The sequence below is a fragment of the Yoonia vestfoldensis genome, from assembly GCF_002158905.1.
GTDB lineage: Bacteria > Pseudomonadota > Alphaproteobacteria > Rhodobacterales > Rhodobacteraceae > Yoonia > Yoonia vestfoldensis_B.
The window spans coordinates 950,880-974,753 of record NZ_CP021431.1; the positions used below are offsets into that span (position 1 = coordinate 950,880).

Consider the following 23,874-nt stretch of genomic DNA (forward strand, 5'->3'; position numbering starts at 1 on the left):
CGCCCGTGATCAGAACCTTGTGACACTAACTGGCAGCCGGGCGGCAACAGATCCGCCGCCCGGCCGCGCTGCATTTAATCGGCGGTGGCGGGGTTCTGCGCTGGCACGGTGGCGGTTGTCGGATCATCCGGTGCGGTGATCGACAGTGCCGGGTCCGTGGCTGGTGCCTGCGCATCTGTGGCATCTTGCGCATCGGTGACGACACCGCCCAGCCACCAGACCAACAGAATCGCAACGAAAGCCCCCAGCGCGATAAAGCCGATCAGCGGGCCTCTGTGGCGTTTGACCTGGCGGTTCATGTTGTTTTCGGAATGGCTCATGCAATGCTCCTGTCTGTTTGCTGCGCGCGAAAGCATCGCAGCTGATCAGGATAAAACCGCCGCAGGCCGCGAAGGTTCCGTGACGGGCATGGCGCAACCGGGGCGCTGGAACCTTTCTTGCCAGCGCTGGTTGACCCGCTGACCCACAGCAGAAAGGAGATCATCATGGAACCGGGCTATTTTTTGGCGGCGCTGTCGCTTTTCACCTTTGTTGCCGTCATCATCGTGGCGATGGTCAGCAAGAAAAAGACCCAAGACCGGCTGCATGACCCTGCGGCCCACCAGACCAAGAATAAATCCACCCTTGCCAAGGATGCACCGAACGAACATCGCTAAGGCCCGATCAGTTTTCGTGATCTGGCCGCGACCGCGCGACCCGCAGGCGTGGCAGGGCCTGTGGATATTCTGCCTGGATCCAGGCAATCAGCTTTTCGCGGATCTCGCAGCGCAGGTCCCAGACCAGGGGCGATGTTCGCGCGCTCATCAAGCCGCGCAGCGTCAGGGTGTCCGGCTCCGCTTCGGTCACTTGCAGATTGACGACATTGCCATCCCAATGCGGCGATGCCTTGACCAGGTCTTCAAGCTTGGCGCGGACCTTGGCGACCGGCACGGTGTAATCAAGATGCCATGTCACCGCGCCGATGATCGAGGCGCTTTCGCGGGTCCAGTTCTGAAATGGCTGTTCGATGAAATAGGAAAGCGGCACGACCATCCGCCGCCAATCCCAGATGCGCAGCACCACATAGGTGGCCGAGATTTCCTCGATCCAGCCCCATTCGCCCTCGACGATCACCACATCATCCAGCCGGATCGGCTGGGTCAGGGCGATCTGGATGCCCGCGATCAGATTGGCCAGCACCGGACGCGCGGCAAAGCCGACCACCAGCCCTGCGGCCCCCGCCGAGGCAAATAGGCTGACCCCATATTGGCGCACGCCCTCGAAGCTCAGCAGCACGGCCCCTGTCGTCAGGATCACCACCACGATGTCGATGACGCGGCGCAGCACGCGGACCTGCGTGACATATTTGCGCGCTGCCAGGTTGTCCTCGGTGTCGAACCGGTACCGCAGAACCGATCGCTCGGTATAAAGATTGGTCAGCAGCAGGATCGTCCAGCCGATCAGGATGATCAGCATCACCATGCCCAGATGCTGCAAGCGGCTTTCCCAATTGCCGGGCAAGGACACATTGGGCAGCACCGTGATAAGCGCAATCAGCACAAAGCCCAGCCGCAAGGGCCGCCGGGCAGAGCGCAGCAAGCTGTCTGATATTCCCTGTTTGCTGCCGATCACGCGGGTCAAAAAGCGAAACACCAGCCGGTGCAGCACCAGCCCCGCCGCGATGCCAAGCAAGATCACCGCCAGCGGATAGATGCTGTCGGGCAGGGCTGCGAATAGCTGCGCGGCCTGGGCCATGATTTGTGTTGCTGTGTCCACGCGCGTCCTTGCTGCTGGCCTTGGGTGCTTGCGGCCATCCGGGCCGCTGTGACCAAGCCAACGCGGCAAAGCGCGCCAAGGTTTCAGCAAAGATGCGATTTGCCATTTTGATGGCACCGGCCCGCCCGATGGCGCGCAGAATTGTCGGAACATCCGCCGCCACCGCAGGTTGCTGTGACCAGATGAAACGCAGCTTGGGAGTAACCGCATCATGAACGCAATCATCTATCTGACGGGCCTCATCGTGGTGGTCCTTGCCGTTCTCTCGTTTGTCACCTGACCCAGAAGGAGCCGAGATATGACACAATCCCCATCGCCAAAAAGACCTGCCACCCAGCCTGCCGACAAAACCGGCGCGCAGACCGCAAAGGCGCTGCGCGACAAGGCGCAGGATGCCGCAGGCAAAGTATCTGACGATCTATCCGACGCCGCCGACAAGACCCGCAGCGGCGCGGCGCGCAACGTCAAGGACATGGCCGACGCGCTGTCCACCGCCGCCGATCAACTGGACGACAATTCCACGCAAAGGCGGGTTTTCGACAGCCTGTCGGATCAATTGGACCAGGTCTCTGATGCGCTGCATCAAAAGGACATGGGCGAGATGATGCGCGATCTAAACGATCTGGCGCGCAATCATCCTGTGGCCTTTCTGGGCGGGGCCGCATTGCTGGGTTTCGCCGCCTCGCGCGTGATGACCGCTGGCGGCTCTGGCCGCGATAGCCGCAGCCGCGCGGGCAGGACCGCAGCCAAGCGCGCGGATACCCAGCCCCCCATGTCCACGCCCCCCACGACAGGAGTATGATCATGACAAATGAAAAAACCGCCGGCGCAATCTTGAACGAGGCCATGACCCGCGTCAGCAATCTTGTGCGGGGCGAAATCGACCTTGCCCGCGCCGAATTGAACGAAAATGTCCGCGGTGCAGGCACGGCGATCGGCATGATCGTCGCGGCTGCCGTGGTGGCGCTGACCGCGCTCAATGTGCTGACCGCAGCACTGGTCGCGGCCTTGGCCGAGCTGGGCATTCCGGGCGGCTGGTCTGCGCTGATCGTGGGCGTGGCGCTGGCCCTGATCGCCTACCTGATGCTGCAAAAGGGCAAATCCGATTTGCAGCTTGCCTCGCTTGCGCCGACCCGCACGGCGGCGAATGTCAAACGTGACGCCCAGACCGTAAAGGAATCCTACAATGACTGATCACCGTTCCCCCAAGGATATCGAACGCGAATTGGAACAGCAGCGCGAAGGGCTGGCGGATAGTCTTGACGATCTCAAGGACAAGGTCTCGGTCGAGACGATGCTGCGCGAGGCGGCAACCCAGATCCGCGAGCACAGCGGCGAGATCGGCCATTCCGTCACTCGCGCGGTCAAGCAAAACCCGTTGGGCGTCGCGCTGACCGGTATCGGGCTGGCCTGGCTGATCTTTGGCGAAAGACGCAGCCCGTCGCCGCGCCGCGATGATGCCGCTGCCGCGCGGACGACTGATGCGCGCGACAGCCGGCATGACAGCGATGCCCCCTCTTGGGCGCGCATGACCGCCGCAATGGGCGCGGATGACAGCGATGACAGCCCGGCAGAGCGCGCCCGCGACGGGCTGAAAGACAGCGCAACGGCCCTGCGTGACCGTGGCGCCGATCTGCGCGCGCGTCTGTCCGAAGGCACCGAACAGCTGTCCGAAGAAGGCCGCGCCCGTGTTCTGGCCGCGCGCGAAAAAGCCTATGAAGCCCGCGCCACCCTGCGTGCAGGCATGGCAGAAACGCGTGACAAGGCGGCAGAGCTTTTCACCGAACAGCCGCTGATCGTGGGCGGTCTGGCGCTGGCTGTCGGTGCGGCGATCGGGGCGGCCTTGCCACAGACCCGCATCGAACAGGACCATTTTGGCGACACCGCCGATGAACTGTTGCAAGAGGCTGAACGCATCTATGCCGAGGAACGCGCAAAGCTTGGCGCCGTCGCGCAAAAGGCGGCCAAGGATATGGGCGAGGTGGTCGAGAAAGCCGCCTCTGACGCGGTTGACACTATCCGCCCGGCCGAGGATGGCACGGGTCCGGATCACGGCTCTGGCAAGCCTGCAAATCAGGCGGGCAAATCCGCGCAACAGGATGCATACATGCCGCCATCCGGGCCGCGCAAGGCCACGCCGGGCGATATTCCATCCTAAGATGACACCACCGGCGCGGCGCAATGGCGGCGCGCCGGTGGCCTTTGAAAAAGCGCAAGCTCAGGTGACGTGAGGTCGCGTGAATACAGGCAAAAGTTGAGACAGCCAGAGGAACCCGCAGCACCGCAGCGACGTTATACCCATGTCAAAAGGGAGTAGCCCGATGCAGCCTCACAGAACGAATACCCCCGCCGACACAGATGATGTCGACGACGTTCTGACGCATCTGCCCGCCCTGCGCGCCTATGCCCGCAGCCTGACCAGACAATATGACGACGCCGATGATCTGGTGCAGACAACGCTGGTCAAGGCGATTGCCAATATCTCTAAATACCAGCCGGGCACGAACCTGCGGGCGTGGCTGTTCACGATCATGCGCAACACTTTTCTGACCGATGTGCGCAAACGGACCCGCGAACAACCCGGGCTCAGCGATTGCGCCTCGACGCTGTCAGTCAGCCAGCCGACCCATGACGAACATATCGCCGGGCAACGGCTGATGCGTGCGATTGGCAATCTGCCACGGCATTACCGCGAAATCTTGTTGCTGGTCGTTGTGCTGGGCGAAAGCTATGAAGAGGCGGCCCGGATATGCGATTGCGCCATCGGCACCGTCAAAAGCCGCGTCAACCGCGCGCGCAACCTGCTGATCGAGGATCTGGGGACAAGCGATTTTTTCGACGTGATCGAAGCCCGCCGGTAAAGACGGGCCGCCGTGGCGCGGATGATCGGCGCGGGCTGTGCCCTGCGATCATGCTTTCGCAATGGCGGCAGTCTGGCGTTGATCTAGCTGTTTTTGCAGCCGCAGCGCCAGCGCACGCAATTCATCGGACACCGGTTCATCTGCGATCCCCGCCAGAAGATCGCGCAAGAGCGCATCCAGCTGCGGCTCTGGCTTGTCGTGCTGATCCATGGGCAGGCGTCCTTGTTGCGCGGCTTTTGCGGGATACGGATGATCCGGCGGTCCGGATCACATATGCCGCGCGGCTGCGGCGCCTGCATGGCAGCCATGTGGCAAGGCCAAGGCCAGTTCTGTCCGGTCCGGACATGACGCAGGGTCAATCCTCGTGGCGGTTGCGATTGCGGTTCCAGGGCCAGCGCCCTTCGATTTCGACCTCGAGGCTAAAGCTCAGGAAGGTGCGGATCAGCACGATCAGCGCCAGCACCGCCAGGCTGTCGAGTGACGGATCGACAATCACCGTGCCGATAATATCGGCGGCGATCAGGAATTCGACGCCGATCAGAATGCTTTTGGCCAATTCTGTGCGGAACCGCTCGAACAGTTTTTCGCCGTCATCACGGCGCAAGATGCCGCCGATCACATGGGCCAGCGCGATGGCCGCCCCCAACAGGATCGCCGCAACGCCCGCCGCTTCGAGAACGCGCGCCGCGCCGTCAAGAATTGCATGTGACAAGGTGCCAGCCATGCAGGGCGAACGGCTGTGGCATCACATTGTTCCGCGCGGCCATGGATCGCGGGCCTGCGCTGGCTGTCACCTCAGGTGGCGCCCCGGTGCTGTCATGACACCCGTGTCACGATCTCGCGGGTGTCGGGCAGCACGAACCTGTCAGGGTCAAGCGGTTCGACCTCTGCGCCATTGCCAAGCACATAGCGGTCAATCGTCTTATGCCGTGCTTCCATCGCCAAAGTGGCGCTGGTCCGGTCGGCGCGTGATTGTTTGATCACGGATAATGTTTCACCAGACCGACCGACACATGAAATCACACTGATATTTTTCCAGTCACTCATCGTGGTGCCCTTTCCAGTTTCAACACAACCAGACCATCATGTAATCGTGATTCATGACAGCGCTTTGAAGCGGCTGTCATTGCCTCGGCGGAAAATGGCTGGTGTCGGAATTGCGCGCGAAAGTGATGCAACCCCGTTTCCCGCCAATGCCAACGGGAACTGTTATGCGCCCCGCACGTTGCCTTTTATCACAGCAAAGGAGCGCGATATGACCCATTCCCATGGCAACGACGACCAGCCGCAAAAAGAGCGCGGCCTTCCCGGCACGCCCGCGCATCAGCGCGAGGATCAGCCGCTGAAAGAAATGAACGAAGACCCCGAAGAATCCCAGGACAGCGAAAACGGGACCGACGATGTCGCAAAGCAAAACGCGCAGGGCGATCATGCGGGATCAGCGCATGACCCTGCGGCCTTTCATCCCGGCGGGTCTGCGCGGCCCGATGTGGAAAAGTGACGTGGACAAGTGACGCGTCTTGCCCCCGCCTTGGCCAGATGCGGCGGGATCACCCCTATCGCGGCCCGCAAAGCTGCGCCGTCAGGACGGATAAGCCATCATGACCGGATCAGAAACTGCGCAGGATTGCATCCGCTTGGCCGACCGGCCCGTGGTGGTCTTTTTGCGCGCGGCGATCTGGCTGCTGGCAGGGCTGGCGGTGATTGCGCTGCCTTTCGCCGTGATCATCACCAGCCGCGACCTGCCCGCCCCGGTTGCGCTGCTGTGGGATTTCGCGATGGGCTGCGGCTTTGCCGCGCTGGCGCTGGCGGCGGTGCAATTCGCGCTGACCGGCCGGATCAAACTGCTGACTGCCCCGTTCGGGGCCGATATCATCTATGTCTTTCATCGCTTTCTTAGCTGGGGTGTTTTGGGCCTGATGCTGCTGCATTTCGCGGTGCTTTATATCTGGTATCAACCCGCCTTGGGCGATCTGAACCCGCTGAGCGCGCGTTGGGAACTGACAATCGGGCGGTTCGCGCTGGCCTGTTTCGTGCTGCTGATCGTGACCTCCGAGCTGCGCAAATGGCTGCGGCTGGATTATCATTGGTGGCGCGTGATGCATGTCGCGCTGGCGGTTGCGGGCTTTGCCGCTGCCGTGGCGCATGTGCTGGGGGTTGGCAAATATACCGGGGCCGATCAAACCCGCGCCCTGTGGCTGGGGGTGACGCTGGTCTGGGCGGGGTTCATCCTGTGGGCGCGGCTGCTGCGTCCGGCGATCCTGTGGCGCAATGCCTGGCGGGTGACACGCAATAGCGCGGAACGCGGCGGGGTGCATCGGCTGACCCTGCGCCCCGAAGGCCGCCCGCTGCGCGCTTGGAAAGCCGGGCAATTCGCTTGGCTGTCGATCGGCGATACGCCCTGGGCGATGAAAGAGCATCCGTTCACCATTGCCACCGCCCCCGAGCTTGGCCCCGAGATCGCCTTTGCGATCAAGCCATTGGGCGACGATTCCGAACGGCTGACCAAGGTCAAACCGGGCAGCCGCGCCTATGTCGACGGCCCTTTCGGCACCTTCTCGGTTGATCGCGAGGCCGATGCCGCCGGTTTCGTGATGATCGCAGGCGGTGTCGGGATCACGCCGGTGATCGCCAATCTGACGGCGTTGCAGGCCCGCAACGACCCGCGCCCGGTGATCCTGATCTATGCCAATCCGACGCTGGAGGCGGCGCCTTTTCGCGAAGAGCTGGATGCGCTGGCCGCAAGGATGAACCTGACCGTCGTGCATGTTCTTGAAACCCCGCCTGCCGATTGGCGCGGCGAAAGCGGCTATATCGACGGCGATCTGCTGGCGCGCCATCTGCCGGAACAAACGCGGCATTGGCCGCATATGCTTTGTGGTCCGGCACCGATGCTTGATGCCACCACCGCCGCCTTGCGCCAAAGTGGCGTCAGCGCGCGGCGGATCAGTTTTGAAATTTTCGAAATGGTGTGACGGATGCGACAGACCTATGCCCGCCTGCTGGCCTTGGCCTTGATCATGCTGGCGCTGCTTCTGGCGCTTGGTTTTGCGGCCTATGTCAATGCGGCCACCCCGCCGCATGCGGCCTCGCTGGGATTTTTTCGGGGCATGGCCGGAACATGGCCGGGGCCTTGGTGTTGACCCCGTAACCCGCCGCAAGGGGGATGATCCTCGCAAAGGAGCTGCTATGCCTGTTATGTTTTCCCGCCCCGCGCCAAGCGATCTGCCGCCCAACGACCTGCCACCGCCGCAGGAACGGCCAGATCCCGATCCCGATCCCGATCACTTTCCTGACCCGATGCCCGACCCGGACCCCGGTGACGTGCCGCCTGATACGCGGCCACCGCCGCCGCACCCCGGTGATCCGACACCGCCCCTGCGCGCGGTCTAGGGCATGACGGAACGGCGTGCCTTTCAGCTGCCCTCGGGCAAGGCTTTGGCTTTGGCTGCGGCTGGTTTTGTCGCCATCGCAGCACTGCCTGCGGTCGCACAGCCCGATGCGCCCAAGGATGCCGCGATGGCGCAGATCGCGCGCGGTGCCTATGTCGCGCGGGCTGCGGGCTGCATGTCCTGCCACGCAGAGGATCTGTCCGGCGGCTATGCGGTCGAAACCCCGATGGGCACCATCGTCGCCAGCAATATCAGCCCCTCTATCCGCTATGGCACGGGCGATTACAGCCGCGATGATCTGGCCGATGTGCTGCGCAAGGGTGTGGCCCCCGACAGGCGGCTTTATCCGGCGATGCCATATGCGTCCTATCGGGGCATGCGTGATGCCGATATCGACGATCTTTACGTCTGGTTGCAGGCCCAGGACCCGGTCGAGCGCCCGACAGAGGCCCAGACCGATCTGCCGTTCCCGTTCAATATCCGCACCGGGGTGCTGGCCTGGAACTGGCTGCAGCTGGATACGCGCAATCTGCCGCAAAGCGATGATCCCATCCTGGCACGGGGGGCCTATCTGGTGAACCATCTGGGGCATTGCGGGGAATGTCATACCCCGCGCGATGATCTGTTCGGGATGCGCGACGATCTTTATCTTGCGGGCGCAACCATGGACGGCTGGCATGCGCCCAATCTGACCGGCGATCCTGTGACCGGGCTGGGTGAATGGTCCGCGCAGGATCTGATTGATTATCTGGGGCGCGGACAGGCCGCCGACAGGGTGCAGGCCGCAGGGCCGATGGCGGATGTCGTGCAACATGCAACGCGCCACTTGCATCAGGACGACCTTGCCGCGATGGCGGCTTATCTCAAGGCACTTGCGCCGATCCCGCGCGGCAATCAGCAGATGCCGGTTCTGCTGCCAGAGCCTGCGCGGCGCGATCCGGTCTATCGCTATGGCCAGATCCGCGCAGAAATGGAGGCGGCGCTGGGCCGCGCCGATCTGACGCCGCCTGAACAGCTCTATCTTGCCAATTGCGCCGCCTGTCACGGGGTCAGCGGGCAAGGGCAGGCGCAGGCCTATTACCCGCCGCTTCAGCAGAATGCGGCATTGCGCCGAACCGATCCGATGAACCTGTTGCAGGTGCTGCTGCACGGCGTGCCTGCGGGCAAATTGCACGGCGCGCCCGCGATGCCGGGTTTTGCCAATGAGCTATCGGCTGCGCAGATCGCGATGCTGGCCAATTACACGCGCACGACCTTTGGCGATCACGCTGACAGCGATGTGACCGCGGCCGATGTGACGCGGATCGCGGCTTTTGCGCCGCCGATGTCGCCCGCCTTGCGGATGCTGCAAATCGGGGCCTGGGTCGGCGTTGCGCTGCTGCTGATCCTTGTGCTGCTGGCGGGTTGGTGGCTGCTGCGCCGCCGTCGCCGCCACTTGCGCGCGGCAGAAAGGACAAAACCATGACATCATTCACCCCGACCCGCCGCCAATTGCTGACCATGATCGGTCAGGTCGCAGGCAGTGCGGCGATGTATCAGGCGATGACCAGCCTGGGGTTCGCGCAGGATTCGGGCTATACCCAGCCCATCCGCCTGCAAGGGCCACGGCAAGGGCGGCGTGTCCTGATCCTGGGCGCTGGTGTCGCGGGCATGAGCGCGGCCTATGAGCTGCGCCAGGCCGGCTATGAGGTGAAGATCCTCGAATATCAGGACCGCCACGGCGGCCGCTGCCTGACCATCCGTGGCGGTGACCGCTTTACCGAAATGGGCGGGCATGAAATCACCTGCGATTTCGAAAGCGACGGCTATTTCAACCCCGGCCCGTGGCGGCTGCCGGTGCATCATCGCGCGGTCATGGAATATTGCAGGCGGCTGGGCGTGCCGTTGCAGCCTTTCATCATCAAGAACAACAAGGCATTCCTGCATGCGCCCGATGCTTTCGGGGGCCAGCCGCAGCGGGTGGGCCATGTCGAAAAGGATATGCGCGGGCATATCGCGGAATTGCTGGCCAAATCGCTGGATCAGCGCCATCTGGACGATATGGTCACCCATGAGGACCGCGAAAAGCTGCTGGAAGGCTTGCAGGCATGGGGTGTGCTGAACAAGGATCTGCGCTATCGGGCCAGCGATGATCTGGGCGGCGTGCGCGGCTGGGATGTGCGCCCGCCGGGGGGCTTGATGCCCGACAAGCGCCCGTCAGAACCGGTCGATCTATCGCCGCTGCTGCAATCGGGGCTTTGGGATCAGCTGTTCAATTTCAACGGCTATTCATTCGAGCCGCCGATGTTCGAACCTGTGGGCGGCATGGACGCAATCGCCGATGCCTTCGCGCGCGAGGTCGAAGAGGTGATCCAGCTGGGCGCGCGTGTCACCCGCATCGCGCAGGAGGATGACGGCGTCACCGTCACCTATGAGGATGCCAATCGTGGCGGGTCCATCCAGCAAGAAACCGCCGATTGGTGCATCTGCACGATCCCGCTGTCGGTTCTGGCCCAGATCGAGGTGCAATGCAGTGACCGGATGCAAAAGGCCATTGCCGCCGTGCCCTATGCCTCGGCCTTCAAGGTCGCGCTGGAATTCCGGCGCCGGTTCTGGGAACAGGATGATTGGATCATGGGCGGGATCAGCTATACCGACCTGCCGCTGGTGCAGATTGCCTATCCCAATTACGGCTTTATGACCGATGGGCCTGCGGTCTTGCAGGCGGCCTATGATACCTCGACCGCGGGGCGCAATTTCACCTATTCCTGGTCCAGCATGACCCCGCAGGAACGGATCGAGGCAGCCTTTGCCCTGGGCCGGCAGATCCATCCGCAATATGATGCCGAATTCATGTCCGGCACATCATGGGTCTGGCACCGGGTCGACTGGTCGCTGGGATGTTATGGCCAATGGACCGAGGATCTGCGCGATCAGCATTACCGCGCGCTTTGTGAAATCGACAACCGTCTGGTGCTGGCGGGGGAACATTGTTCCGAAATTCCCGCCTGGCTCGAAGGGGCGCTGCTGTCCTCACTGGATGCGATCAAGCGGCTGGATCAGAGGGAGAATGCAGCATGAGCGCGCGCCAGCTTTGTGCCTTGTTTGCGATGATGGCCGCCTTGGGCACGGCCAAGGATGCGCGCGCCCAAGACCAGCCCGGCGATCCGGTCGCGGACCTGCTGGCGCGGTTTTCCGACCAGCCGGGGCCGTTCACCCAGACCGACGGGGCGGCGCTTTATCGCACGATCTGCCAGGCCTGCCACATGCCCGATGGGGAAGGGGCGGCAGGCGCGGGGGCCTATCCGCCGCTGGCGGGCAATCCCAAGATGAATTCCAAGCATTTCGTGGCGGGGGTGATCCTGAACGGCTATCACGGCATGCCCGATTTCGCGGCTGAACTGGATGATGCGCAGGTCGCGGCGCTGACCGATTATGTGCGCATGGCGTTGGGCAACGCCTATCAGGACCCGATCACGCCCGATCAGGTTTCCGCCTTGCGCCCGCCTGACGGGGGCGACAGCACCGGCCATTAGGGGGACGTGCGGCGGGCAGCGACCAGCCTAGCGCATCGAATATCCCGCCGCCCTGATCCGGTTGCGGATCGCGCGTTCATGCGGTGGCAGGTTGGCCCTGTCGAACAGGGCGCGCACTTTCTGGCCTTGCCCCTGATAGACCATCCGCTTGAACGGCATATGCTGGCGCAGGTGTTTCTTGATCTTGTTGGGCGCGCAGACCTGTTCCAGTGCCGCGATCTGCGCATCAGAGCCGCGCGCATAAAGCAGCGGCAACAGCCGGTAATGGCAGCTCAGATCACCATCCAGCCCCGCCAGCGCCGCATCCGGCCTGCCGCCGCCAAAGCTGTGGATCACCAGCGGCAAAGCCACCTGATCAAGCCAGGGATCAAGCGGCTGGATCACCAGTTCGGGCGGCGGCGCAGCGCGGATCGCCACCGCGTAATCGGTGAACCGCTCGCCAAAAGCAGCCGGATCAGCCCCGAAGAACCAGCCCGCGTTAAAGTAGAGATAGCGTTTCCAGAATTCATCGGGCTGCGACAGATCCAGCGATGACGCGAAATCCAGCCCGAATTTGTCATAAAGCGATTTCCAGATCGCGGTATAGCCGGGCCAATACAATTCCTCGACCGGCCAGGTGCCTGTGCGGTTCATCGAGGCGGCAGGGCGCGTGAAATCAAAGGGCAGGGCGCTGATATCGCCGGTGATCAGCGTATCGCTGTCGAAAAACACGAATGGGTCGCCCGCAGGCAGGACCTGCAACCCTTCGATCTTGTTGCCATGCGGATAGCTTTGCCCGAAATGGCGCGCGGGGAAGGGGATCACCTCGGCCCCCAGATCTGTCAGCGCGGCCTTGATATCGGGGGTCATGCGCGGATCATCCTGCCACAAAGGCCCCGGCTGCGGTTCCGCCACGATCATCCGCCGGGCAAACCCCGGCGCATGGGCGCGCAGGCTGGCCACAAAGACCAGCGCTTCGTATTGCAGCCGCCCGCCCTGACCCACGATCATGATATTGAACGGCTGCGGCATGGGGAATCCTGACACTCTTTACCCGCTTTTCCTAAGAGAAAAGGCGCTGTCGCAACAATAGGGAAAAAGGGTAAAGTGGTGGGCGACCCAGGAATCGAACCTGGCGTGCGTCTCCGCGAGGGAGTTACAGTCCCCTGCCACACCTTGCGGCCTGTCGCCCACTGCGGCGGTGATTACCTGCGGCCCCGATTGGCGTCAACAGCAAAAGTCGCGGCTTTCGGCCTGCCTCTTCACAGCGCGGGCAATGTCGCGTATCGGCTAGCAAAAGCAAGGACGGGTGCCAAAATGAAAAAGCCGACATGGGTGATTGCCAAGGAACAGGCCAAGCGTGTGGCGGCCAATGAAACCGTCTGGCTGTTCGGCCTGCATGCGGTGCGCGACGCGCTGGAAAATCCCAAGCGCGAGAAACTCCGCCTGGTCGTGACGCGCAATGCGCTGGAACGTCTGGGCGAGGCGGTGACGACGGGCGGGATCGCGCCTGAAATCAGCGATCCGCGCAAATTTGCAGCACCGCTTGACCCGCAATCGGTGCATCAGGGGGCCGCGCTCGAGGTCAAACCGCTTGATTGGGGCAGTTTGCAGGATGTCGCTTTGCGTGACGGTCCGATGCCGCCGCGTATCGTGCTGCTGGACCGGGTGACCGACCCGCATAACGTTGGCGCGATCCTGCGGTCGGCGGAAGTGTTCGGCGCGCGGGCCGTTGTTGCAATGCAGCGCCATGCAGCGCCTGAAACCGGCGCTTTGGCCAAGACCGCCAGCGGCGCGCTGGAACGCCAGCCTTACCTGCGGGTGCGCAATCTGGCCGATGCGATCGTGGAATTGCAGCAGATGGGCTATCTGGTGCTGGGCCTGGATGGCGAGGCCGAGACCACGATCGAAGCCGCCGTCGAAGGCAAGCGCGACCGTGCCGTCGCGCTGGTCATGGGCGCCGAGGGGCCGGGGCTGCGCGACAAGACGCGCGAGACCTGCGACATCTTGGTGCGGATCGACGCAAGTGCGGATTTCGGCTCGCTCAACGTTTCAAATGCGGCCGCTGTCGCCCTATATGCAGCACGGGGCTGATAAAAGGGACTTGCCATGGCCGGAACGAAGATCGCGACCTGCTGTTATTGCGGGACACGCGCAGCCTTGGTGCTGCGCGGCCAGAGCCGGCATGAATTGAGTTGCAGCAATTGCGGCGCGCCATTGCATGCGATGAAGATGCTGCCCAGCACCCCCGCGCCCGCGCGGCAAAAGCGCCCCTATACCCCGCCCCATCCCGAGCGGATGCAACCCGCCCGCCCGCAAAAGCGGCGCAAGGGCAAAAGCTTTGGCCGCAAGGTGTTTTCAGAGCTATGGGACATTATCGAGGACGTCTTTGACTGAAAATCCAGCAGTCACGCATGATCACGTCTTGCTGAGGGAACCTTTTGTTGTCTCAAGCGCTTACCATTGACGATCTGTGGCGCGGCTTTTGGAACCTGCCGTGCCAAACTCACTGTCCCTCGTTCCATAACTTGCGCCCAAGGCTTCCTTGGGCGCTTTTTTCTTGGCGCAGACTGGGTTAGAGATGCTGCATGACACTGAGTGATGACAGCCTGCGCGCGATCCTGAAACGCACCCGCACCATCGCGGTGGTCGGCGTATCGGCCAATCCGGTGCGCCCCAGCTATTTTGTGGCGCGCTATCTGGGGCTGAAGGGCTTTCGCGTGATCCCGGTCAATCCCGGTCTGGCGGGGCAGCGCCTGTTTGGCGAAACTGTTTATGCCAGCCTGGCCGATATCCCGCATGATGTGGATATGGTCGATATCTTTCGCAAACCCGACGCCGTGCCCGCGCTGGTTGATGAGGCGCTGGCGCGCTGGCCCAAATTGCAGACGGTCTGGATGCAGATCGGCGTGACCCATGCCGAGGCCGCCGCCAAGGCCGAGGCGCGCGGCGTGACCGTGGTGCAGGACCGGTGCCCCAAGATCGAATACCAGCGGCTATTTGGTGAATTGCGCATGGGTGGCTTTGCGACGGGGATTATATCGTCCAAGCTTTAGCGCCCCGATCCCGGACGATGTCCGGGACAAGATGAGTATTTTTGGAAAAAAGAAGTCGAAGGATCAGGGGCGACGTGCGGCTTTTTCGTCGATGCCCGAGGTGCCTTGGCGGCGGGCGAGTTCTGCCACGACCTCGGCCAGGGTCACATCGCGGGCGGTCAGCATGACGAGCAGATGGTAAAGCACATCTGCCGCCTCTGATGTCAGCTTGTCGCGGTCGCCTTTGACGGCTTCGATAATCGCCTCGATGGCCTCTTCGCCGAATTTCTCGGCGCATTTTTCGGGGCCTTTGGCAAGCAATTGCGCGGTCCAGCTGCTGGTGGGATCGGCGTTTTTGCGCGCGGCAATCAGGTGGGCAAGATCATCCAGCGTCATGGTCGCACCGCGATGCCCGCTGCGGCCATATGCGCCTTGGCCTGCGCGATAGTGTAGGTCCCGAAATGAAAGATCGAGGCGGCCAGCACCGCCGAAGCCCCGCCGATGGTCACGCCTTCGACAAGGTGATCCAGATTGCCGACCCCGCCCGAGGCGATCACCGGCACATCGACCGCATCCGCGATGGCGCGGGTCAGTGGCAGGTTGAACCCCGCCTTGGTGCCGTCGCGGTCCATCGAGGTCAAAAGGATCTCGCCCGCGCCTTTTGCGACGACCGTGCGGGCAAAGTCCACCGCGTCGATGCCGGTCGCGCGCCTGCCGCCATGGGTAAAGATTTCCCATTTGCCGGGGGCGGTTGTTTTGGCATCAATCGCCACGACGATACATTGCGAGCCAAAGCGCATCGCGGCCTCGGCCACCACATCGGGGTTGGCCACGGCGGCGGAATTGAAGCTGACTTTGTCTGCCCCCGCCAGCAGCAGGTCGCGCACATCGTGATGCGTGCGCACGCCGCCGCCGATGGTCAGCGGCATGAAACATTGTTCCGCCGTCCGCGTCGCCAGATCGAACATCGTGCCGCGGTTTTCATGCGTGGCCTTGATGTCGAGAAAGACCAGCTCGTCCGCGCCGGCCGCATTATAGGCCATCGCCTGTTCCACCGGATCGCCCGCATCGACCAGATCGACGAAATTCACGCCTTTCACGGTGCGCCCTTCGGCGACGTCGAGGCAGGGGATGATGCGAACCTTGAGCATGGCCCTGTTTAGGCCTGCGGGCCGGGTTCGGCAAGCATGCGCAGCGCCTGCGCCAGATCCAGCGCCCCATCATAAAGCGCGCGGCCCGAAATCGCCCCCGCGATCACGCCGGTGTCGCGCAAGGCCGTCAGATCCGCCAGCGACGATACCCCGCCAGAGGCGATGACCGGAATGCTGACCGCGCGGGCCAGGGCGGCGGTGGCGTCGATATTGGGCCCTTTCATGGCGCCATCGCGCAGGATATCGGTATAGATGATCGCGGCAATGCCCGCATCTTCAAAGCTGCGCGCCAGATCGGTGACCATGACATCGGTTTCCTCGGCCCAGCCGCGTGTCGCCACACGTCCGTTCCGCGCATCAAGGCCCACGGCGACTTGCCCCGGAAATGCGCGCGCCGCCTGCCGCACCAATGCCGGGTTTTCCACCGCCACCGTGCCCAGAATCACCCGCGCGAGGCCTTTGTCGAGCCAGGCCTCGATCGTGGCCATATCGCGGATGCCGCCGCCCAGCTGCGCAGGGACGGGACAGACTTTCAAGATCGCCTCGACCGGGGCGGCATTGACGGGCGTGCCAGCAAAAGCGCCGTTCAGATCGACCAGATGCAGCCAGCCGCAGCCCGCATCCACGAAGGCGCGCGCCTGTGCGGCAGGGTCATCATTGAACACCGTGGTCTGGTCCATATCGCCATGCACCAGCCGCACGGCCTGTCCATCCTTGAGGTCGATCGCGGGGTAGAGGATCATCGGGGCGGCCTTTCGCATCTTTGCGCCCGTTATGCATGGCGCGTGCGGGAATGCAACGCGCCGTCCCGACCCAACGTCAGACTTGATTGCGCAAATGGCTCCGGATCAAACTGCCCCATCTTCAGGGAGGAGATCCATATGAAACACCTAATCCTGGCCGCCGCTGCGGCCTTTGCCTTGGCGGGGGGCGCCAGCGCGCAGGATGCCGCCATCGGCACCTGGCAGACCGAGGTCGATGATGGCGCTTTTGCCTATATCACCATCGCACCTTGCGGCACCGCCGTTTGCGGCGCGATTGCGCGCACCTTTAACAGCGAGGGCGAATACGATTCCCCCAACCTGGGCCGACAGATTGTCATTGATATGGCCCCGAATGGGGACGGGACCTATAATGGACAGGTCTGGCGTCCGTCGAATGACCGCATCTATGTGGGCAAGATGGATGTTGCGGGCGATGCCTTGCGGCTGCGCGGCTGCGTGGCGGGCGGGTTGATCTGCGCCAGCCAGAATTGGGTCCGGATCGAGTGAGCATGCTGGCCCCGGCATGCGGGGTCATTTCGCCTTAGGCGGGCGCGCGCAGGCCGGTTTCGACCAGCATATTGCGCCGTTTCGCCTCGTAATAATAGCCGCGGGCGTACCAGCGCACGGCCGTGGCCTCGTCACCATCCGACAGCAGCCATGCGCCGCGCAGATAGCGGCCCGCATAGCGCAGGTTGGTTTCCGCATCCAGCAGATCGCGCGGCTCGCCGCTGAACCCCATGCTGCGGGCCGTCTGCGGCAGGATCTGCATCAGCCCGTAATAAGGCCCGTTGCGCGCGGCGGGGTTATGCGTGCTTTCGCGGATGATCACCCGGTGCAGCAGCGTGACCGGGATATCATGGATATCGGCATATTGATTGATCAGCGCGCGCAATTCGGGGGTTTCATTGGGATGTAGCGGGATAGCGCTGGTATCAGCGCGGCTGACACCTGCATCGCCACCGCGCGCGCAAGCGGCAAGTGCTGCCCCTGCACCCAGCAAAAGCGCGCGCCGGCACAGGGTTTGGTTTGTCATCTTCAGGGTCTCCAGCGCAGGAAATTGGCGATCATGCGCAGGCCCGCATGCTGGCTTTTCTCGGGGTGGAACTGCGTGCCGATGATATTGTCGCGCCCGATGATGGCGGTCACATCGCCGCCATAATCGACATGGGCCAGCCGTTCGGCGGGGTTGCTGACCTGCATCGCATAGGAATGGACGAAATAGGCATGCTCGCCCGTGGCGATACCGTCCAGCACCGGATGGGGATTGTCGATCACCAGATCGTTCCAGCCCATATGCGGCACTTTCAGCGCGGGATCGGCGGGGGTGATCCGGCGGATATCGCCCGCGATCCAGCCAAAACCGGGGGTATCGGCATGTTCGTGGCCGGTGGTTGCCAGCATCTGCATGCCCACACAAATGCCAAAGAACGGCACGGCGCGGCGGGTGACAGACTCGGTGATCGCCTCGGCCAGACCGGAATGGGCATAAAGCTGGCTGCGGCAATGCGGAAAGGCGCCGTCGCCGGGCAGCACGATCCGGTCGGCGCGCGCCACGACATCAGGATCGCCGGTGACGATGATCGGGCCTGCGCCGACCTCTGCGGCCATCCGCTCGAATGCTTTTTGCGCCGAATGCAGGTTGCCGCTGTCGTAATCGACCAGAGCCGTGGTCATAAGCTGCCCTTGGTAGAGGGGATCGCATCGCTTTTGCGCGGGTCGGTTTCCACCGCGTCACGCAATGCGCGCGCCACGGCCTTGAAGGCGGCTTCGGTGATGTGATGGGCGTTGAACCCGTGCAGCCGGTCGATATGCAGCGTGATCCCGCCATGGGTGGACAAAGCCTGAAAGAATTCGCGCACCAATTCGGTGTCGAAACTGCCGATCTTGCCGAAGGGCAGATCAAGGTTGCAGATCAGGTAAGGCCGTCCCGACAGATCGAGTGCTGCGCGCAGCTGCGCATCATCCATCGCCAGATGGCAGGACCCATAGCGCCGGATGCCGCGCTTGTCGCCCAAAGCCTGCGTCAACGCCTGGCCAAGGGCTATGCCCACATCCTCGACCGTGTGGTGATCGTCGATATGCAGATCGCCGGTGGCGCGGATGGTCATGTCGATCAGCGCATGGCGCGCCAGCTGGTCCAGCATGTGATCGAAGAAACCGACGCCGGTGACATTGTCATAGATCCCGCTGCCATCCAGATTGATGGTCACCGTGATATCGGTTTCCGCAGTCTTGCGGGTGATTGTGGCTGTGCGCATGTTCTGCTGTCCCTTGGCCCTGCTGGCGATGTCTATAAGGGCATCCGCCCCGACCGCCAAGGCCGCAGGGCTGTTGGTGGTGCTTTTCAGCAAGTTTTAAGCATTTGCTGTCATTCAGCTGGTGATGAAGCCTTGTCAGGAGAATCCGATGAAAGCAATGATCTTGCGCGACGACGCCGCTGATGCGGTGCAAACGGCCCATATTCTGGTCAGCAAAGGGTTCCAGACCCTTTGTGTGACCAACCGCGATATCGCGCAGGCAATGATCCGCGCCGATGTGATCGACCTGATCGTGATGGATGAACGGGTCGGCACGCAGCTGACCCATACGCTGGCCCTGTCCGCCGAAAGGCGCAACCCCTATGTCAGCACCATCATCATGACCGATGAAGGCCGGCAGATGACGGATGATCTTTATGGCTTGATCCCCAGTCTTTACGCGCTGATCGGCACGCGGACAGAAACGAATTTGATGGGCCAGATTTTCGTCTCGGCCATGGCCAATGCGGATGAAATCGCCCGCCGCATCGACCGCCAGCTTGCCGCGGATGCGGCGGATATGGCGCCGGATTCGGATGATGACGCGTTGGATGCGCTGGATGACGCGGCGGCATTTTGGGATGATGATGATGATGATACGGCCGACGCGGCCTTTGCCATGCCCGCCTTGCATGACATCGCCGCAGAGGCGCGGCGCAGCTGGGGCGATTATGCCGATATCCGCCCGCATCCGGTGCTGAACCCACCCGCGATGCCGCCGCGTGACGGCGCGATCAAGGCTTTTGCCTGATCCATCACGCAAAAGGCCGCCCTGAAAGGCGGCCTTTGCAACTGGCGCGCTGGCCAGTGAACCAATTGGAGCGGGCGAAGAGATTCGAACTCTCGACCCTAACCTTGGCAAGGTTATGCTCTACCCCTGAGCTACGCCCGCATCCGTTGGTGAGGCGTGGATTACAAACACTTGGCCCGGTCTGCAAGGCCAAAATTGCAGCGCCTGGTGTTTTTGTTGTCCTGCACCGCAGCGGCGGGTGGGGCGGGGTGAACCCCGCCTTACGGCGCAGACCCCGGGCGGAGTGCATTGGGCAAAGGGGGGCCTCCGGCGGGAGTATTTTTGGAAAAAAGAAGCGGGGAGAGGGGGGCAGAGGCGGGTGTTGCGCGCCATTCTGGGCCATATCTACCCCTGCGGCCAATCATCTTTGGCGGCTTTTCACCTTTGCCTTGGTCCTGTCACGCTGGTGGGCGCGCAATGGATCAGGTCCCACCGATTGCCGAACGGATCAGTGAAGACGGCAACATGGCCATAGGGTGCGTCGCGCGGCGGGCCTACGAAGCGGAGACCGCTTGCCTGCATCTTTGCGTGATCTTTGTCGAAATCATCCGCCTGCAAGAACAGCCAGACGCGCCCGCCGCCTTGGTTGCCGATGGCGGCGCGCTGCCTTTTATCGACTGCGCGGGCCAGCAGGAACGCGGTCTATGCGCCTTTCGGGGCGACCCCCAGCCAACGCTTGGCGCTGCCAAGATCGGTGTCTTCCAGCAGATCAAAGCCCAGCGCCCCCGCAAAGAACGCGATGGCGCTGTCATCGTCGGGGACAAGACGCGCAACAAGCGACAGGTGCTGTGGCATGAGAATGGCCTGTCCCCGTCTGTTATGGTGCCGCGGTCAGAGGGGGCAGGGTGGTCATTACTCTAGCTCCACCAGCAGATCCTTGGCGTCGATCTGGCTGCCTGGCTGCACATGCACGGCCTTGATCACCGCGTCGCGTTCGGCATGGATGCCGGTTTCCATCTTCATCGCCTCGATCGTCAGCAACAGATCGCCTGCCTTGACCGCTTTGCCCGCCACAGCCGCCACGCTGGCCACGACACCGGGCATCGGCGCGCCGATATGGGCTGCATTGCCAAGCGTTGCCTTGGGGCGCTGCACCTTGTCGGCAGCGGCAAGCCGGTTCATCACCCTGATCGTGCGGGGCTGGCCGTTGAGTTCGAAGAAGACTTTGACCTCGCCATCCTCGTTCATGTCGGCCACCGCCTGCATGCGGATTTCGAGCGTCTTGCCGGGGTCGATCTCGGCGGCGATTTCCTCGCCCGGTTCCATCCCGTAAAAGAAAGTCCGCGTCGGCAGGGTGCGCACGGGGCCGTAAATCTCGTGCCGTGCGGTGTAATCAAGAAAGACCTTGGGATACATCAGATAGCCGTTCAGATCCTCGTCATCGATGATGACATCCTCGAATTTCGCCTGCAATTCGGCCTTGGTCTTGGCCAGATCCACCGGCGGCAGCGATTTGCCGGGGCGGTCGGTCTGCGCTTTTTCGCCTTTGAGGATCTTTTTCTGCAAGGCCGCAGGCCAGCCACCCGGCGGTTGGCCCAGATTGCCGCGCATCATGTCGATCACGCTGTCAGGGAAAGAGACATCGGCCTTGGGGTCTTCGACCTGGGCGCGCGTCAGGCCCTGGCTGACCATCATCAGCGCCATATCGCCCACGACCTTTGACGAAGGCGTGACCTTGACGATATCGCCGAACATCTGGTTCACATCGGCATAGGTCTGGGCCACCTCGTGCCAGCGGTCTTCCAGCCCCAAGGACCGCGCCTGCGCCTTGAGATTGGTGAATTGCCCGCCGGGCATTTCGTGCAGATAAACCTCGGAGGCGGGGGCCTGCAGCCCTGATTCGAAGGCCGCGTAATGGGCACGGACCTGTTCGAAATAATTGCTGATCTCGCGGATCGCCGCGACATCAAGGCCGGTGTCGCGGTCGGTGCCGCGCAATGCCTCGACAATCGAGCCGAGCGTTGGTTGCGATGTATTGCCCGAGAATGAATCCATCGCCGCATCGATGCAATCCACACCAGCCGCCGAGGCCGCCAGCACGGTGGCAATCGCCGCCCCCGATGTGTCATGCGTGTGGAAATGCACGGGCAGGCCGATTTCGTCCTTCAGCGCCTTGATCAGCACGCTGGCGGCGGCGGGTTTCAACAGCCCCGCCATGTCTTTGAGCCCCAGCACATGCGCGCCTGCGGCTTCCAGTTCCTTGGCCATGCCGATGTAATATTTCAGGTCATATTTGCTGCGCGCAGGGTCCAGCAGGTCGCCGGTATAGCAGATCGTGCCTTCGCAGACCTTATTGGCGTCGATCACCGCATCCATCGCGATGCGCATGTTATCCACCCAGTTCAGGCTGTCGAAGACCCGGAACACATCGACGCCGGATTTGGCGGCCTGTGCCACAAAGCTTTGCACCACATTATCGGGGTAATTGGTATAGCCCACCCCGTTGGAGGCCCGCAGCAGCATTTGCGTCATGATATTGGGCATGGCGGCACGGATATCGCGCAGCCGCTGCCAAGGGCATTCCTGCAAGAACCGGTAAGCCACGTCAAAGGTCGCACCGCCCCAGCATTCGACGCTGAACAGCCCGTGCATTTTCGCGGCATAGGCAGGGGCGGCATTGATCATGTCGATCGACCGCATCCGTGTTGCCAGCAAGGATTGATGCCCGTCGCGCATCGTCGTGTCGGTGATCAGCACCTGTTTCTGGTCGCGCATCCATTGCGCCACGGCGGCGGGGCCTTGTTCGTCCAGGATATTGCGGGTGCCGGGGGTCAGGTTGCTGGTCGGTTTCACGGGCGGGCGCGGCAGCCGGATCTCGGCGGCGGGGCGCGGGCGGCTGGCGGTTTCGGGATGCCCGTTGACGGTGATATCCGCGATATAGGTCAGGATTTTCGTCGCCCGGTCGCGGCGTTTGGTAAAGTTGAACAGATCCGGCGTCTCGTCGATGAATTTGGTGTGATATTCATTGTTCAGGAACGTGGGATGTTTCAGCAGGTTTTCGACAAAGGCGATATTGGTGCTGACGCCGCGGATGCGGAATTCGCGCAAGGCGCGGTCCATCCGTGCAATCGCCATTTCGGGCGTGGGGGCGCGGGCCGTGACCTTGGTCAGCAGGCTGTCGTAATAGCGCGTGATCACGGCGCCCGAATAGGCGGTGCCGCCGTCCAGCCGGATGCCCGGGCCGGTGGCGCTGCGATACATCTGGATGCGCCCGTAATCGGGGATGAAATTGTTCTGCGGGTCTTCGGTTGTCACGCGGCATTGCAGGGCATGGCCGTCAAGTTTCACATCATATTGCGAGGCGCAGCCTGTCGCCTCGACCAGTGATTTGCCCTCGGCAATCAGGATTTGCGCGCGCACGATGTCGATGCCGGTGACTTCTTCGGTGACCGTATGTTCAACCTGCACACGCGGATTCACCTCGATAAAATAGAATTCGCCTGAATCCATATCCATCAGGAATTCGACGGTGCCCGCGCATTCGTAATTCACATGGGCGCAGATCTTTTTGCCCAGATTGCACAGCTGTTCGCGTTGGGTGCCGGACAGATAGGGGGCGGGGGCGCGTTCCACGACCTTTTGATTGCGGCGCTGCACCGAGCAATCGCGTTCCCACAGATGATAGATCTGGCCGTGGCTGTCACCCAGGATCTGCACCTCGACATGGCGGGCGCGCATGATCATCTTTTCCAGATAGCCTTCGCCATTGCCAAAGGCGGCCTCGGCCTCGCGCCGGCCTTCGCGGACTTTTTCTTCGAGTTCCTTTTCGGACATGATCGGGCGCATCCCGCGCCCGCCGCCGCCCCAGGACGCTTTGAGCATCAGCGGATAGCCGACCTCGGCCGCCTGTTGGCGGATCGCATCCATGTCATCGCCCAAAACGTCGGTTGCGGGGATGACAGGCACGCCTGCGGCCATGGCCACCCGGCGCGCAGAGGCCTTGTCGCCCAATTGGCGCATGGTCTGGGCCTTGGGGCCGATGAAGGTGATTCCATTGGCGGTGCAGGCATCCACGAAATCGGGGTTTTCCGACAAAAGCCCGTATCCCGGATGGATCGCATCCGCGCCCGACATCTTGGCCACGCGGATGATTTCATCGATCGACAGATAGGCCGCAACCGGCCCCATGCCTTCGCCGATGCGGTAGGCTTCATCCGCCTTGAAACGGTGCAGGCCAAGCTTGTCTTCTTCGGCAAAGACGGCGACGGTCTTTTTGCCCATCTCATTGGCGGCGCGCATGATGCGGATCGCAATTTCGCCACGGTTGGCAATCAGGATTTTCTTGAAATCGGCCATTGTCGTTCCTTTCGCAGTTGCAGCATTGGTAAGCGGCAA

Annotated in this window: 32 protein-coding genes and 2 tRNA genes; 17 read left to right on the forward strand and 17 right to left on the reverse strand. The window is 62.6% G+C overall.

Annotated features, from left to right (window positions below):
- Nucleotides 1-74: 74 nt before the first annotated feature.
- Nucleotides 75-320 (reverse strand): hypothetical protein, encoded by a 246-nt coding sequence (locus LOKVESSMR4R_RS04695; RefSeq protein ID WP_087206527.1) that lies wholly within the window; start codon nt 318-320, stop codon nt 75-77.
- A gap of 165 nt (nt 321-485) precedes the next feature.
- Between LOKVESSMR4R_RS04695 and LOKVESSMR4R_RS04700 the strand changes: the two genes are divergently transcribed.
- Nucleotides 486-656 carry a hypothetical protein gene (locus LOKVESSMR4R_RS04700; protein ID WP_157898138.1) on the forward strand — a complete coding sequence of 57 codons (171 nt, stop codon included), beginning with the start codon at nt 486-488 and terminating at the stop codon, nt 654-656.
- A gap of 7 nt (nt 657-663) precedes the next feature.
- On the opposite strand, the gene LOKVESSMR4R_RS04705 is transcribed toward LOKVESSMR4R_RS04700, so the two are convergent.
- Nucleotides 664-1,755, reverse strand: coding sequence for a mechanosensitive ion channel family protein (locus LOKVESSMR4R_RS04705; RefSeq protein WP_237331904.1), 1,092 nt, complete (start codon nt 1,753-1,755; stop codon nt 664-666).
- Nucleotides 1,756-2,053: 298 nt separating this feature from the next.
- Between LOKVESSMR4R_RS04705 and LOKVESSMR4R_RS04710 the strand changes: the two genes are divergently transcribed.
- The 4 genes from LOKVESSMR4R_RS04710 to LOKVESSMR4R_RS04725 all read left to right on the forward strand — a co-directional run bounded on the left by LOKVESSMR4R_RS04710 (nt 2,054) and on the right by LOKVESSMR4R_RS04725 (nt 4,616).
- Nucleotides 2,054-2,557 carry a hypothetical protein gene (locus LOKVESSMR4R_RS04710; protein ID WP_087206529.1) on the forward strand — a complete coding sequence of 168 codons (504 nt, stop codon included), beginning with the start codon at nt 2,054-2,056 and terminating at the stop codon, nt 2,555-2,557.
- A gap of 2 nt (nt 2,558-2,559) precedes the next feature.
- Complete coding sequence (locus LOKVESSMR4R_RS04715; RefSeq protein ID WP_087212616.1) at nt 2,560-2,949, forward strand: phage holin family protein; 390 nt, start codon at nt 2,560-2,562, stop codon at nt 2,947-2,949.
- Nucleotides 2,942-3,913, forward strand: coding sequence for a DUF3618 domain-containing protein (locus LOKVESSMR4R_RS04720; protein WP_087206530.1), 972 nt, complete (start codon nt 2,942-2,944; stop codon nt 3,911-3,913). The genes LOKVESSMR4R_RS04715 and LOKVESSMR4R_RS04720 overlap by 8 nt, the downstream gene beginning before the upstream one ends.
- 163 nt (nt 3,914-4,076) lie before the next feature.
- The gene (locus tag LOKVESSMR4R_RS04725; protein ID WP_087206531.1) at nt 4,077-4,616 is read left to right on the forward strand and encodes a sigma-70 family RNA polymerase sigma factor; all 540 of its coding nucleotides are present in this window, start codon (nt 4,077-4,079) and stop codon (nt 4,614-4,616) included.
- Nucleotides 4,617-4,664: 48 nt separating this feature from the next.
- On the opposite strand, the gene LOKVESSMR4R_RS20080 is transcribed toward LOKVESSMR4R_RS04725, so the two are convergent.
- The 3 genes from LOKVESSMR4R_RS20080 to LOKVESSMR4R_RS20085 form a co-directional block, all read right to left on the reverse strand.
- Complete coding sequence (locus LOKVESSMR4R_RS20080; RefSeq protein WP_157898139.1) at nt 4,665-4,826, reverse strand: hypothetical protein; 162 nt, start codon at nt 4,824-4,826, stop codon at nt 4,665-4,667.
- A gap of 145 nt (nt 4,827-4,971) precedes the next feature.
- Nucleotides 4,972-5,328 (reverse strand): DUF1622 domain-containing protein, encoded by a 357-nt coding sequence (locus tag LOKVESSMR4R_RS04730; RefSeq protein WP_237331905.1) that lies wholly within the window; start codon nt 5,326-5,328, stop codon nt 4,972-4,974.
- Nucleotides 5,329-5,432: 104 nt separating this feature from the next.
- Nucleotides 5,433-5,663, reverse strand: coding sequence for a hypothetical protein (locus tag LOKVESSMR4R_RS20085; RefSeq protein ID WP_157898140.1), 231 nt, complete (start codon nt 5,661-5,663; stop codon nt 5,433-5,435).
- A gap of 208 nt (nt 5,664-5,871) precedes the next feature.
- Here LOKVESSMR4R_RS20085 and LOKVESSMR4R_RS04735 point away from each other — a divergent pair, with 208 nt between their 5' ends.
- The 7 genes from LOKVESSMR4R_RS04735 (at nt 5,872) to LOKVESSMR4R_RS04760 (ending at nt 11,523) form a co-directional block, all read left to right on the forward strand.
- A complete protein-coding gene (locus tag LOKVESSMR4R_RS04735) occupies nt 5,872-6,117 on the forward strand; it encodes a hypothetical protein (protein WP_157898141.1) in 246 nt (81 codons plus the stop codon).
- A 100-nt stretch (nt 6,118-6,217) separates the two neighbouring features.
- The gene (locus LOKVESSMR4R_RS04740) at nt 6,218-7,591 is read left to right on the forward strand and encodes a ferric reductase-like transmembrane domain-containing protein (RefSeq protein WP_087206534.1); all 1,374 of its coding nucleotides are present in this window, start codon (nt 6,218-6,220) and stop codon (nt 7,589-7,591) included.
- Nucleotides 7,592-7,594: 3 nt separating this feature from the next.
- Nucleotides 7,595-7,759, forward strand: coding sequence for a hypothetical protein (locus LOKVESSMR4R_RS20090; protein ID WP_157898142.1), 165 nt, complete (start codon nt 7,595-7,597; stop codon nt 7,757-7,759).
- A 46-nt stretch (nt 7,760-7,805) separates the two neighbouring features.
- A complete protein-coding gene (locus LOKVESSMR4R_RS04745; protein WP_157898143.1) occupies nt 7,806-8,009 on the forward strand; it encodes a hypothetical protein in 204 nt (67 codons plus the stop codon).
- Nucleotides 8,010-8,012: 3 nt separating this feature from the next.
- Nucleotides 8,013-9,473, forward strand: coding sequence for a c-type cytochrome (locus LOKVESSMR4R_RS04750; RefSeq protein ID WP_087206536.1), 1,461 nt, complete (start codon nt 8,013-8,015; stop codon nt 9,471-9,473).
- A complete protein-coding gene (locus LOKVESSMR4R_RS04755; RefSeq protein ID WP_087206537.1) occupies nt 9,470-11,068 on the forward strand; it encodes a flavin monoamine oxidase family protein in 1,599 nt (532 codons plus the stop codon). Before LOKVESSMR4R_RS04750 ends, LOKVESSMR4R_RS04755 begins: the two co-directional genes overlap by 4 nt.
- Nucleotides 11,065-11,523, forward strand: a complete 459-nt coding sequence (locus LOKVESSMR4R_RS04760; RefSeq protein ID WP_087206538.1) for a c-type cytochrome — start codon at nt 11,065-11,067, stop codon at nt 11,521-11,523. Before LOKVESSMR4R_RS04755 ends, LOKVESSMR4R_RS04760 begins: the two co-directional genes overlap by 4 nt.
- 27 nt (nt 11,524-11,550) lie before the next feature.
- On the opposite strand, the gene LOKVESSMR4R_RS04765 is transcribed toward LOKVESSMR4R_RS04760, so the two are convergent.
- Complete coding sequence (locus LOKVESSMR4R_RS04765; RefSeq protein ID WP_087206539.1) at nt 11,551-12,534, reverse strand: hypothetical protein; 984 nt, start codon at nt 12,532-12,534, stop codon at nt 11,551-11,553.
- 76 nt (nt 12,535-12,610) lie between these two features.
- Nucleotides 12,611-12,694 (reverse strand) — tRNA-Tyr (locus tag LOKVESSMR4R_RS20095).
- Nucleotides 12,695-12,819: 125 nt separating this feature from the next.
- On the opposite strand from LOKVESSMR4R_RS20095, the gene rlmB reads away from it, so the two are divergent.
- The 3 genes from rlmB to LOKVESSMR4R_RS04780 all read left to right on the forward strand — a co-directional run bounded on the left by rlmB (nt 12,820) and on the right by LOKVESSMR4R_RS04780 (nt 14,558).
- Nucleotides 12,820-13,596 (forward strand): 23S rRNA (guanosine(2251)-2'-O)-methyltransferase RlmB, encoded by a 777-nt coding sequence (gene rlmB / locus LOKVESSMR4R_RS04770; RefSeq protein WP_087206540.1) that lies wholly within the window; start codon nt 12,820-12,822, stop codon nt 13,594-13,596.
- Nucleotides 13,597-13,611: 15 nt separating this feature from the next.
- Nucleotides 13,612-13,899, forward strand: a complete 288-nt coding sequence (locus LOKVESSMR4R_RS04775) for a hypothetical protein (RefSeq protein WP_087206541.1) — start codon at nt 13,612-13,614, stop codon at nt 13,897-13,899.
- A gap of 191 nt (nt 13,900-14,090) precedes the next feature.
- On the forward strand, nt 14,091-14,558 hold the full coding sequence (locus LOKVESSMR4R_RS04780) for a CoA-binding protein (RefSeq protein ID WP_087206542.1): 468 nt from the start codon (nt 14,091-14,093) through the stop codon (nt 14,556-14,558).
- A gap of 63 nt (nt 14,559-14,621) precedes the next feature.
- Here LOKVESSMR4R_RS04780 and LOKVESSMR4R_RS04785 read toward each other — a convergent pair whose 3' ends face one another.
- Genes LOKVESSMR4R_RS04785 through hisA form a run of 3 tightly spaced genes read right to left on the reverse strand, consistent with a single transcriptional unit; the run spans nt 14,622 to nt 16,431 of the window.
- The gene (locus LOKVESSMR4R_RS04785; RefSeq protein ID WP_087206543.1) at nt 14,622-14,933 is read right to left on the reverse strand and encodes a phosphoribosyl-ATP diphosphatase; all 312 of its coding nucleotides are present in this window, start codon (nt 14,931-14,933) and stop codon (nt 14,622-14,624) included.
- The gene (gene hisF / locus LOKVESSMR4R_RS04790; protein WP_087206544.1) at nt 14,930-15,688 is read right to left on the reverse strand and encodes an imidazole glycerol phosphate synthase subunit HisF; all 759 of its coding nucleotides are present in this window, start codon (nt 15,686-15,688) and stop codon (nt 14,930-14,932) included. The genes LOKVESSMR4R_RS04785 and hisF overlap by 4 nt, the downstream gene beginning before the upstream one ends.
- 8 nt (nt 15,689-15,696) lie before the next feature.
- On the reverse strand, nt 15,697-16,431 hold the full coding sequence (gene hisA, locus LOKVESSMR4R_RS04795; RefSeq protein WP_087212619.1) for a 1-(5-phosphoribosyl)-5-[(5-phosphoribosylamino)methylideneamino]imidazole-4-carboxamide isomerase: 735 nt from the start codon (nt 16,429-16,431) through the stop codon (nt 15,697-15,699).
- 138 nt (nt 16,432-16,569) lie between these two features.
- Here hisA and LOKVESSMR4R_RS04800 point away from each other — a divergent pair, with 138 nt between their 5' ends.
- Nucleotides 16,570-16,959, forward strand: coding sequence for a DUF2147 domain-containing protein (locus LOKVESSMR4R_RS04800; protein ID WP_087206545.1), 390 nt, complete (start codon nt 16,570-16,572; stop codon nt 16,957-16,959).
- 34 nt (nt 16,960-16,993) lie between these two features.
- On the opposite strand, the gene LOKVESSMR4R_RS04805 is transcribed toward LOKVESSMR4R_RS04800, so the two are convergent.
- From LOKVESSMR4R_RS04805 to hisB, 3 genes are read right to left on the reverse strand one after another with little or no spacing between them, the layout of a single operon-like run.
- Nucleotides 16,994-17,485, reverse strand: coding sequence for a lytic transglycosylase domain-containing protein (locus LOKVESSMR4R_RS04805; RefSeq protein WP_087206546.1), 492 nt, complete (start codon nt 17,483-17,485; stop codon nt 16,994-16,996).
- A gap of 2 nt (nt 17,486-17,487) precedes the next feature.
- On the reverse strand, nt 17,488-18,126 hold the full coding sequence (gene hisH, locus LOKVESSMR4R_RS04810; protein ID WP_087206547.1) for an imidazole glycerol phosphate synthase subunit HisH: 639 nt from the start codon (nt 18,124-18,126) through the stop codon (nt 17,488-17,490).
- Complete coding sequence (gene hisB, locus LOKVESSMR4R_RS04815) at nt 18,123-18,710, reverse strand: imidazoleglycerol-phosphate dehydratase HisB (RefSeq protein ID WP_087212622.1); 588 nt, start codon at nt 18,708-18,710, stop codon at nt 18,123-18,125. Before hisB ends, hisH begins: the two co-directional genes overlap by 4 nt.
- Nucleotides 18,711-18,858: 148 nt before the next feature.
- Here hisB and LOKVESSMR4R_RS04820 point away from each other — a divergent pair, with 148 nt between their 5' ends.
- Nucleotides 18,859-19,500, forward strand: a complete 642-nt coding sequence (locus tag LOKVESSMR4R_RS04820; protein ID WP_087212625.1) for an imidazoleglycerol-phosphate dehydratase — start codon at nt 18,859-18,861, stop codon at nt 19,498-19,500.
- A gap of 66 nt (nt 19,501-19,566) precedes the next feature.
- On the opposite strand, the gene LOKVESSMR4R_RS04825 is transcribed toward LOKVESSMR4R_RS04820, so the two are convergent.
- The 4 genes from LOKVESSMR4R_RS04825 to pyc form a co-directional block, all read right to left on the reverse strand.
- Nucleotides 19,567-19,641: transfer RNA gene (locus LOKVESSMR4R_RS04825), tRNA-Gly, on the reverse strand.
- Between the two features lie 276 nt (nt 19,642-19,917).
- Nucleotides 19,918-20,172 (reverse strand): VOC family protein, encoded by a 255-nt coding sequence (locus LOKVESSMR4R_RS20750; RefSeq protein ID WP_335673976.1) that lies wholly within the window; start codon nt 20,170-20,172, stop codon nt 19,918-19,920.
- Between the two features lie 9 nt (nt 20,173-20,181).
- Nucleotides 20,182-20,334 carry a hypothetical protein gene (locus tag LOKVESSMR4R_RS20755; RefSeq protein WP_335673975.1) on the reverse strand — a complete coding sequence of 51 codons (153 nt, stop codon included), beginning with the start codon at nt 20,332-20,334 and terminating at the stop codon, nt 20,182-20,184.
- Nucleotides 20,335-20,391: 57 nt separating this feature from the next.
- Entirely contained in the window at nt 20,392-23,835 is a 3,444-nt protein-coding gene (pyc, locus tag LOKVESSMR4R_RS04835; RefSeq protein WP_087206548.1) for a pyruvate carboxylase, read from the reverse strand.
- Nucleotides 23,836-23,874: the final 39 nt, after the last annotated feature.

Coding starts and splice junctions, on each gene's coding strand:
- LOKVESSMR4R_RS04695 (WP_087206527.1), bottom strand. CDS start 320: ATGAGCCATTCCGAAAACAACATGAACCGCCAGGTCAAACGCCACAGA.
- LOKVESSMR4R_RS04700 (WP_157898138.1), top strand. CDS start 486: ATGGAACCGGGCTATTTTTTGGCGGCGCTGTCGCTTTTCACCTTTGTT.
- LOKVESSMR4R_RS04710 (WP_087206529.1), top strand. CDS start 2,054: ATGACACAATCCCCATCGCCAAAAAGACCTGCCACCCAGCCTGCCGAC.
- LOKVESSMR4R_RS04715 (WP_087212616.1), top strand. CDS start 2,560: ATGACAAATGAAAAAACCGCCGGCGCAATCTTGAACGAGGCCATGACC.
- LOKVESSMR4R_RS04720 (WP_087206530.1), top strand. CDS start 2,942: ATGACTGATCACCGTTCCCCCAAGGATATCGAACGCGAATTGGAACAG.
- LOKVESSMR4R_RS04725 (WP_087206531.1), top strand. CDS start 4,077: ATGCAGCCTCACAGAACGAATACCCCCGCCGACACAGATGATGTCGAC.
- LOKVESSMR4R_RS20080 (WP_157898139.1), bottom strand. CDS start 4,826: ATGGATCAGCACGACAAGCCAGAGCCGCAGCTGGATGCGCTCTTGCGC.
- LOKVESSMR4R_RS20085 (WP_157898140.1), bottom strand. CDS start 5,663: ATGAGTGACTGGAAAAATATCAGTGTGATTTCATGTGTCGGTCGGTCT.
- LOKVESSMR4R_RS04735 (WP_157898141.1), top strand. CDS start 5,872: ATGACCCATTCCCATGGCAACGACGACCAGCCGCAAAAAGAGCGCGGC.
- LOKVESSMR4R_RS04740 (WP_087206534.1), top strand. CDS start 6,218: ATGACCGGATCAGAAACTGCGCAGGATTGCATCCGCTTGGCCGACCGG.
- LOKVESSMR4R_RS20090 (WP_157898142.1), top strand. CDS start 7,595: ATGCGACAGACCTATGCCCGCCTGCTGGCCTTGGCCTTGATCATGCTG.
- LOKVESSMR4R_RS04745 (WP_157898143.1), top strand. CDS start 7,806: ATGCCTGTTATGTTTTCCCGCCCCGCGCCAAGCGATCTGCCGCCCAAC.
- LOKVESSMR4R_RS04750 (WP_087206536.1), top strand. CDS start 8,013: ATGACGGAACGGCGTGCCTTTCAGCTGCCCTCGGGCAAGGCTTTGGCT.
- LOKVESSMR4R_RS04755 (WP_087206537.1), top strand. CDS start 9,470: ATGACATCATTCACCCCGACCCGCCGCCAATTGCTGACCATGATCGGT.
- LOKVESSMR4R_RS04760 (WP_087206538.1), top strand. CDS start 11,065: ATGAGCGCGCGCCAGCTTTGTGCCTTGTTTGCGATGATGGCCGCCTTG.
- LOKVESSMR4R_RS04765 (WP_087206539.1), bottom strand. CDS start 12,534: ATGCCGCAGCCGTTCAATATCATGATCGTGGGTCAGGGCGGGCGGCTG.
- rlmB (WP_087206540.1), top strand. CDS start 12,820: ATGAAAAAGCCGACATGGGTGATTGCCAAGGAACAGGCCAAGCGTGTG.
- LOKVESSMR4R_RS04775 (WP_087206541.1), top strand. CDS start 13,612: ATGGCCGGAACGAAGATCGCGACCTGCTGTTATTGCGGGACACGCGCA.
- LOKVESSMR4R_RS04780 (WP_087206542.1), top strand. CDS start 14,091: ATGACACTGAGTGATGACAGCCTGCGCGCGATCCTGAAACGCACCCGC.
- LOKVESSMR4R_RS04785 (WP_087206543.1), bottom strand. CDS start 14,933: ATGACGCTGGATGATCTTGCCCACCTGATTGCCGCGCGCAAAAACGCC.
- hisF (WP_087206544.1), bottom strand. CDS start 15,688: ATGCTCAAGGTTCGCATCATCCCCTGCCTCGACGTCGCCGAAGGGCGC.
- hisA (WP_087212619.1), bottom strand. CDS start 16,431: ATGATCCTCTACCCCGCGATCGACCTCAAGGATGGACAGGCCGTGCGG.
- LOKVESSMR4R_RS04800 (WP_087206545.1), top strand. CDS start 16,570: ATGAAACACCTAATCCTGGCCGCCGCTGCGGCCTTTGCCTTGGCGGGG.
- LOKVESSMR4R_RS04805 (WP_087206546.1), bottom strand. CDS start 17,485: ATGACAAACCAAACCCTGTGCCGGCGCGCGCTTTTGCTGGGTGCAGGG.
- hisH (WP_087206547.1), bottom strand. CDS start 18,126: ATGACCACGGCTCTGGTCGATTACGACAGCGGCAACCTGCATTCGGCG.
- hisB (WP_087212622.1), bottom strand. CDS start 18,710: ATGCGCACAGCCACAATCACCCGCAAGACTGCGGAAACCGATATCACG.
- LOKVESSMR4R_RS04820 (WP_087212625.1), top strand. CDS start 18,859: ATGAAAGCAATGATCTTGCGCGACGACGCCGCTGATGCGGTGCAAACG.
- LOKVESSMR4R_RS20755 (WP_335673975.1), bottom strand. CDS start 20,334: ATGCCACAGCACCTGTCGCTTGTTGCGCGTCTTGTCCCCGACGATGAC.
- pyc (WP_087206548.1), bottom strand. CDS start 23,835: ATGGCCGATTTCAAGAAAATCCTGATTGCCAACCGTGGCGAAATTGCG.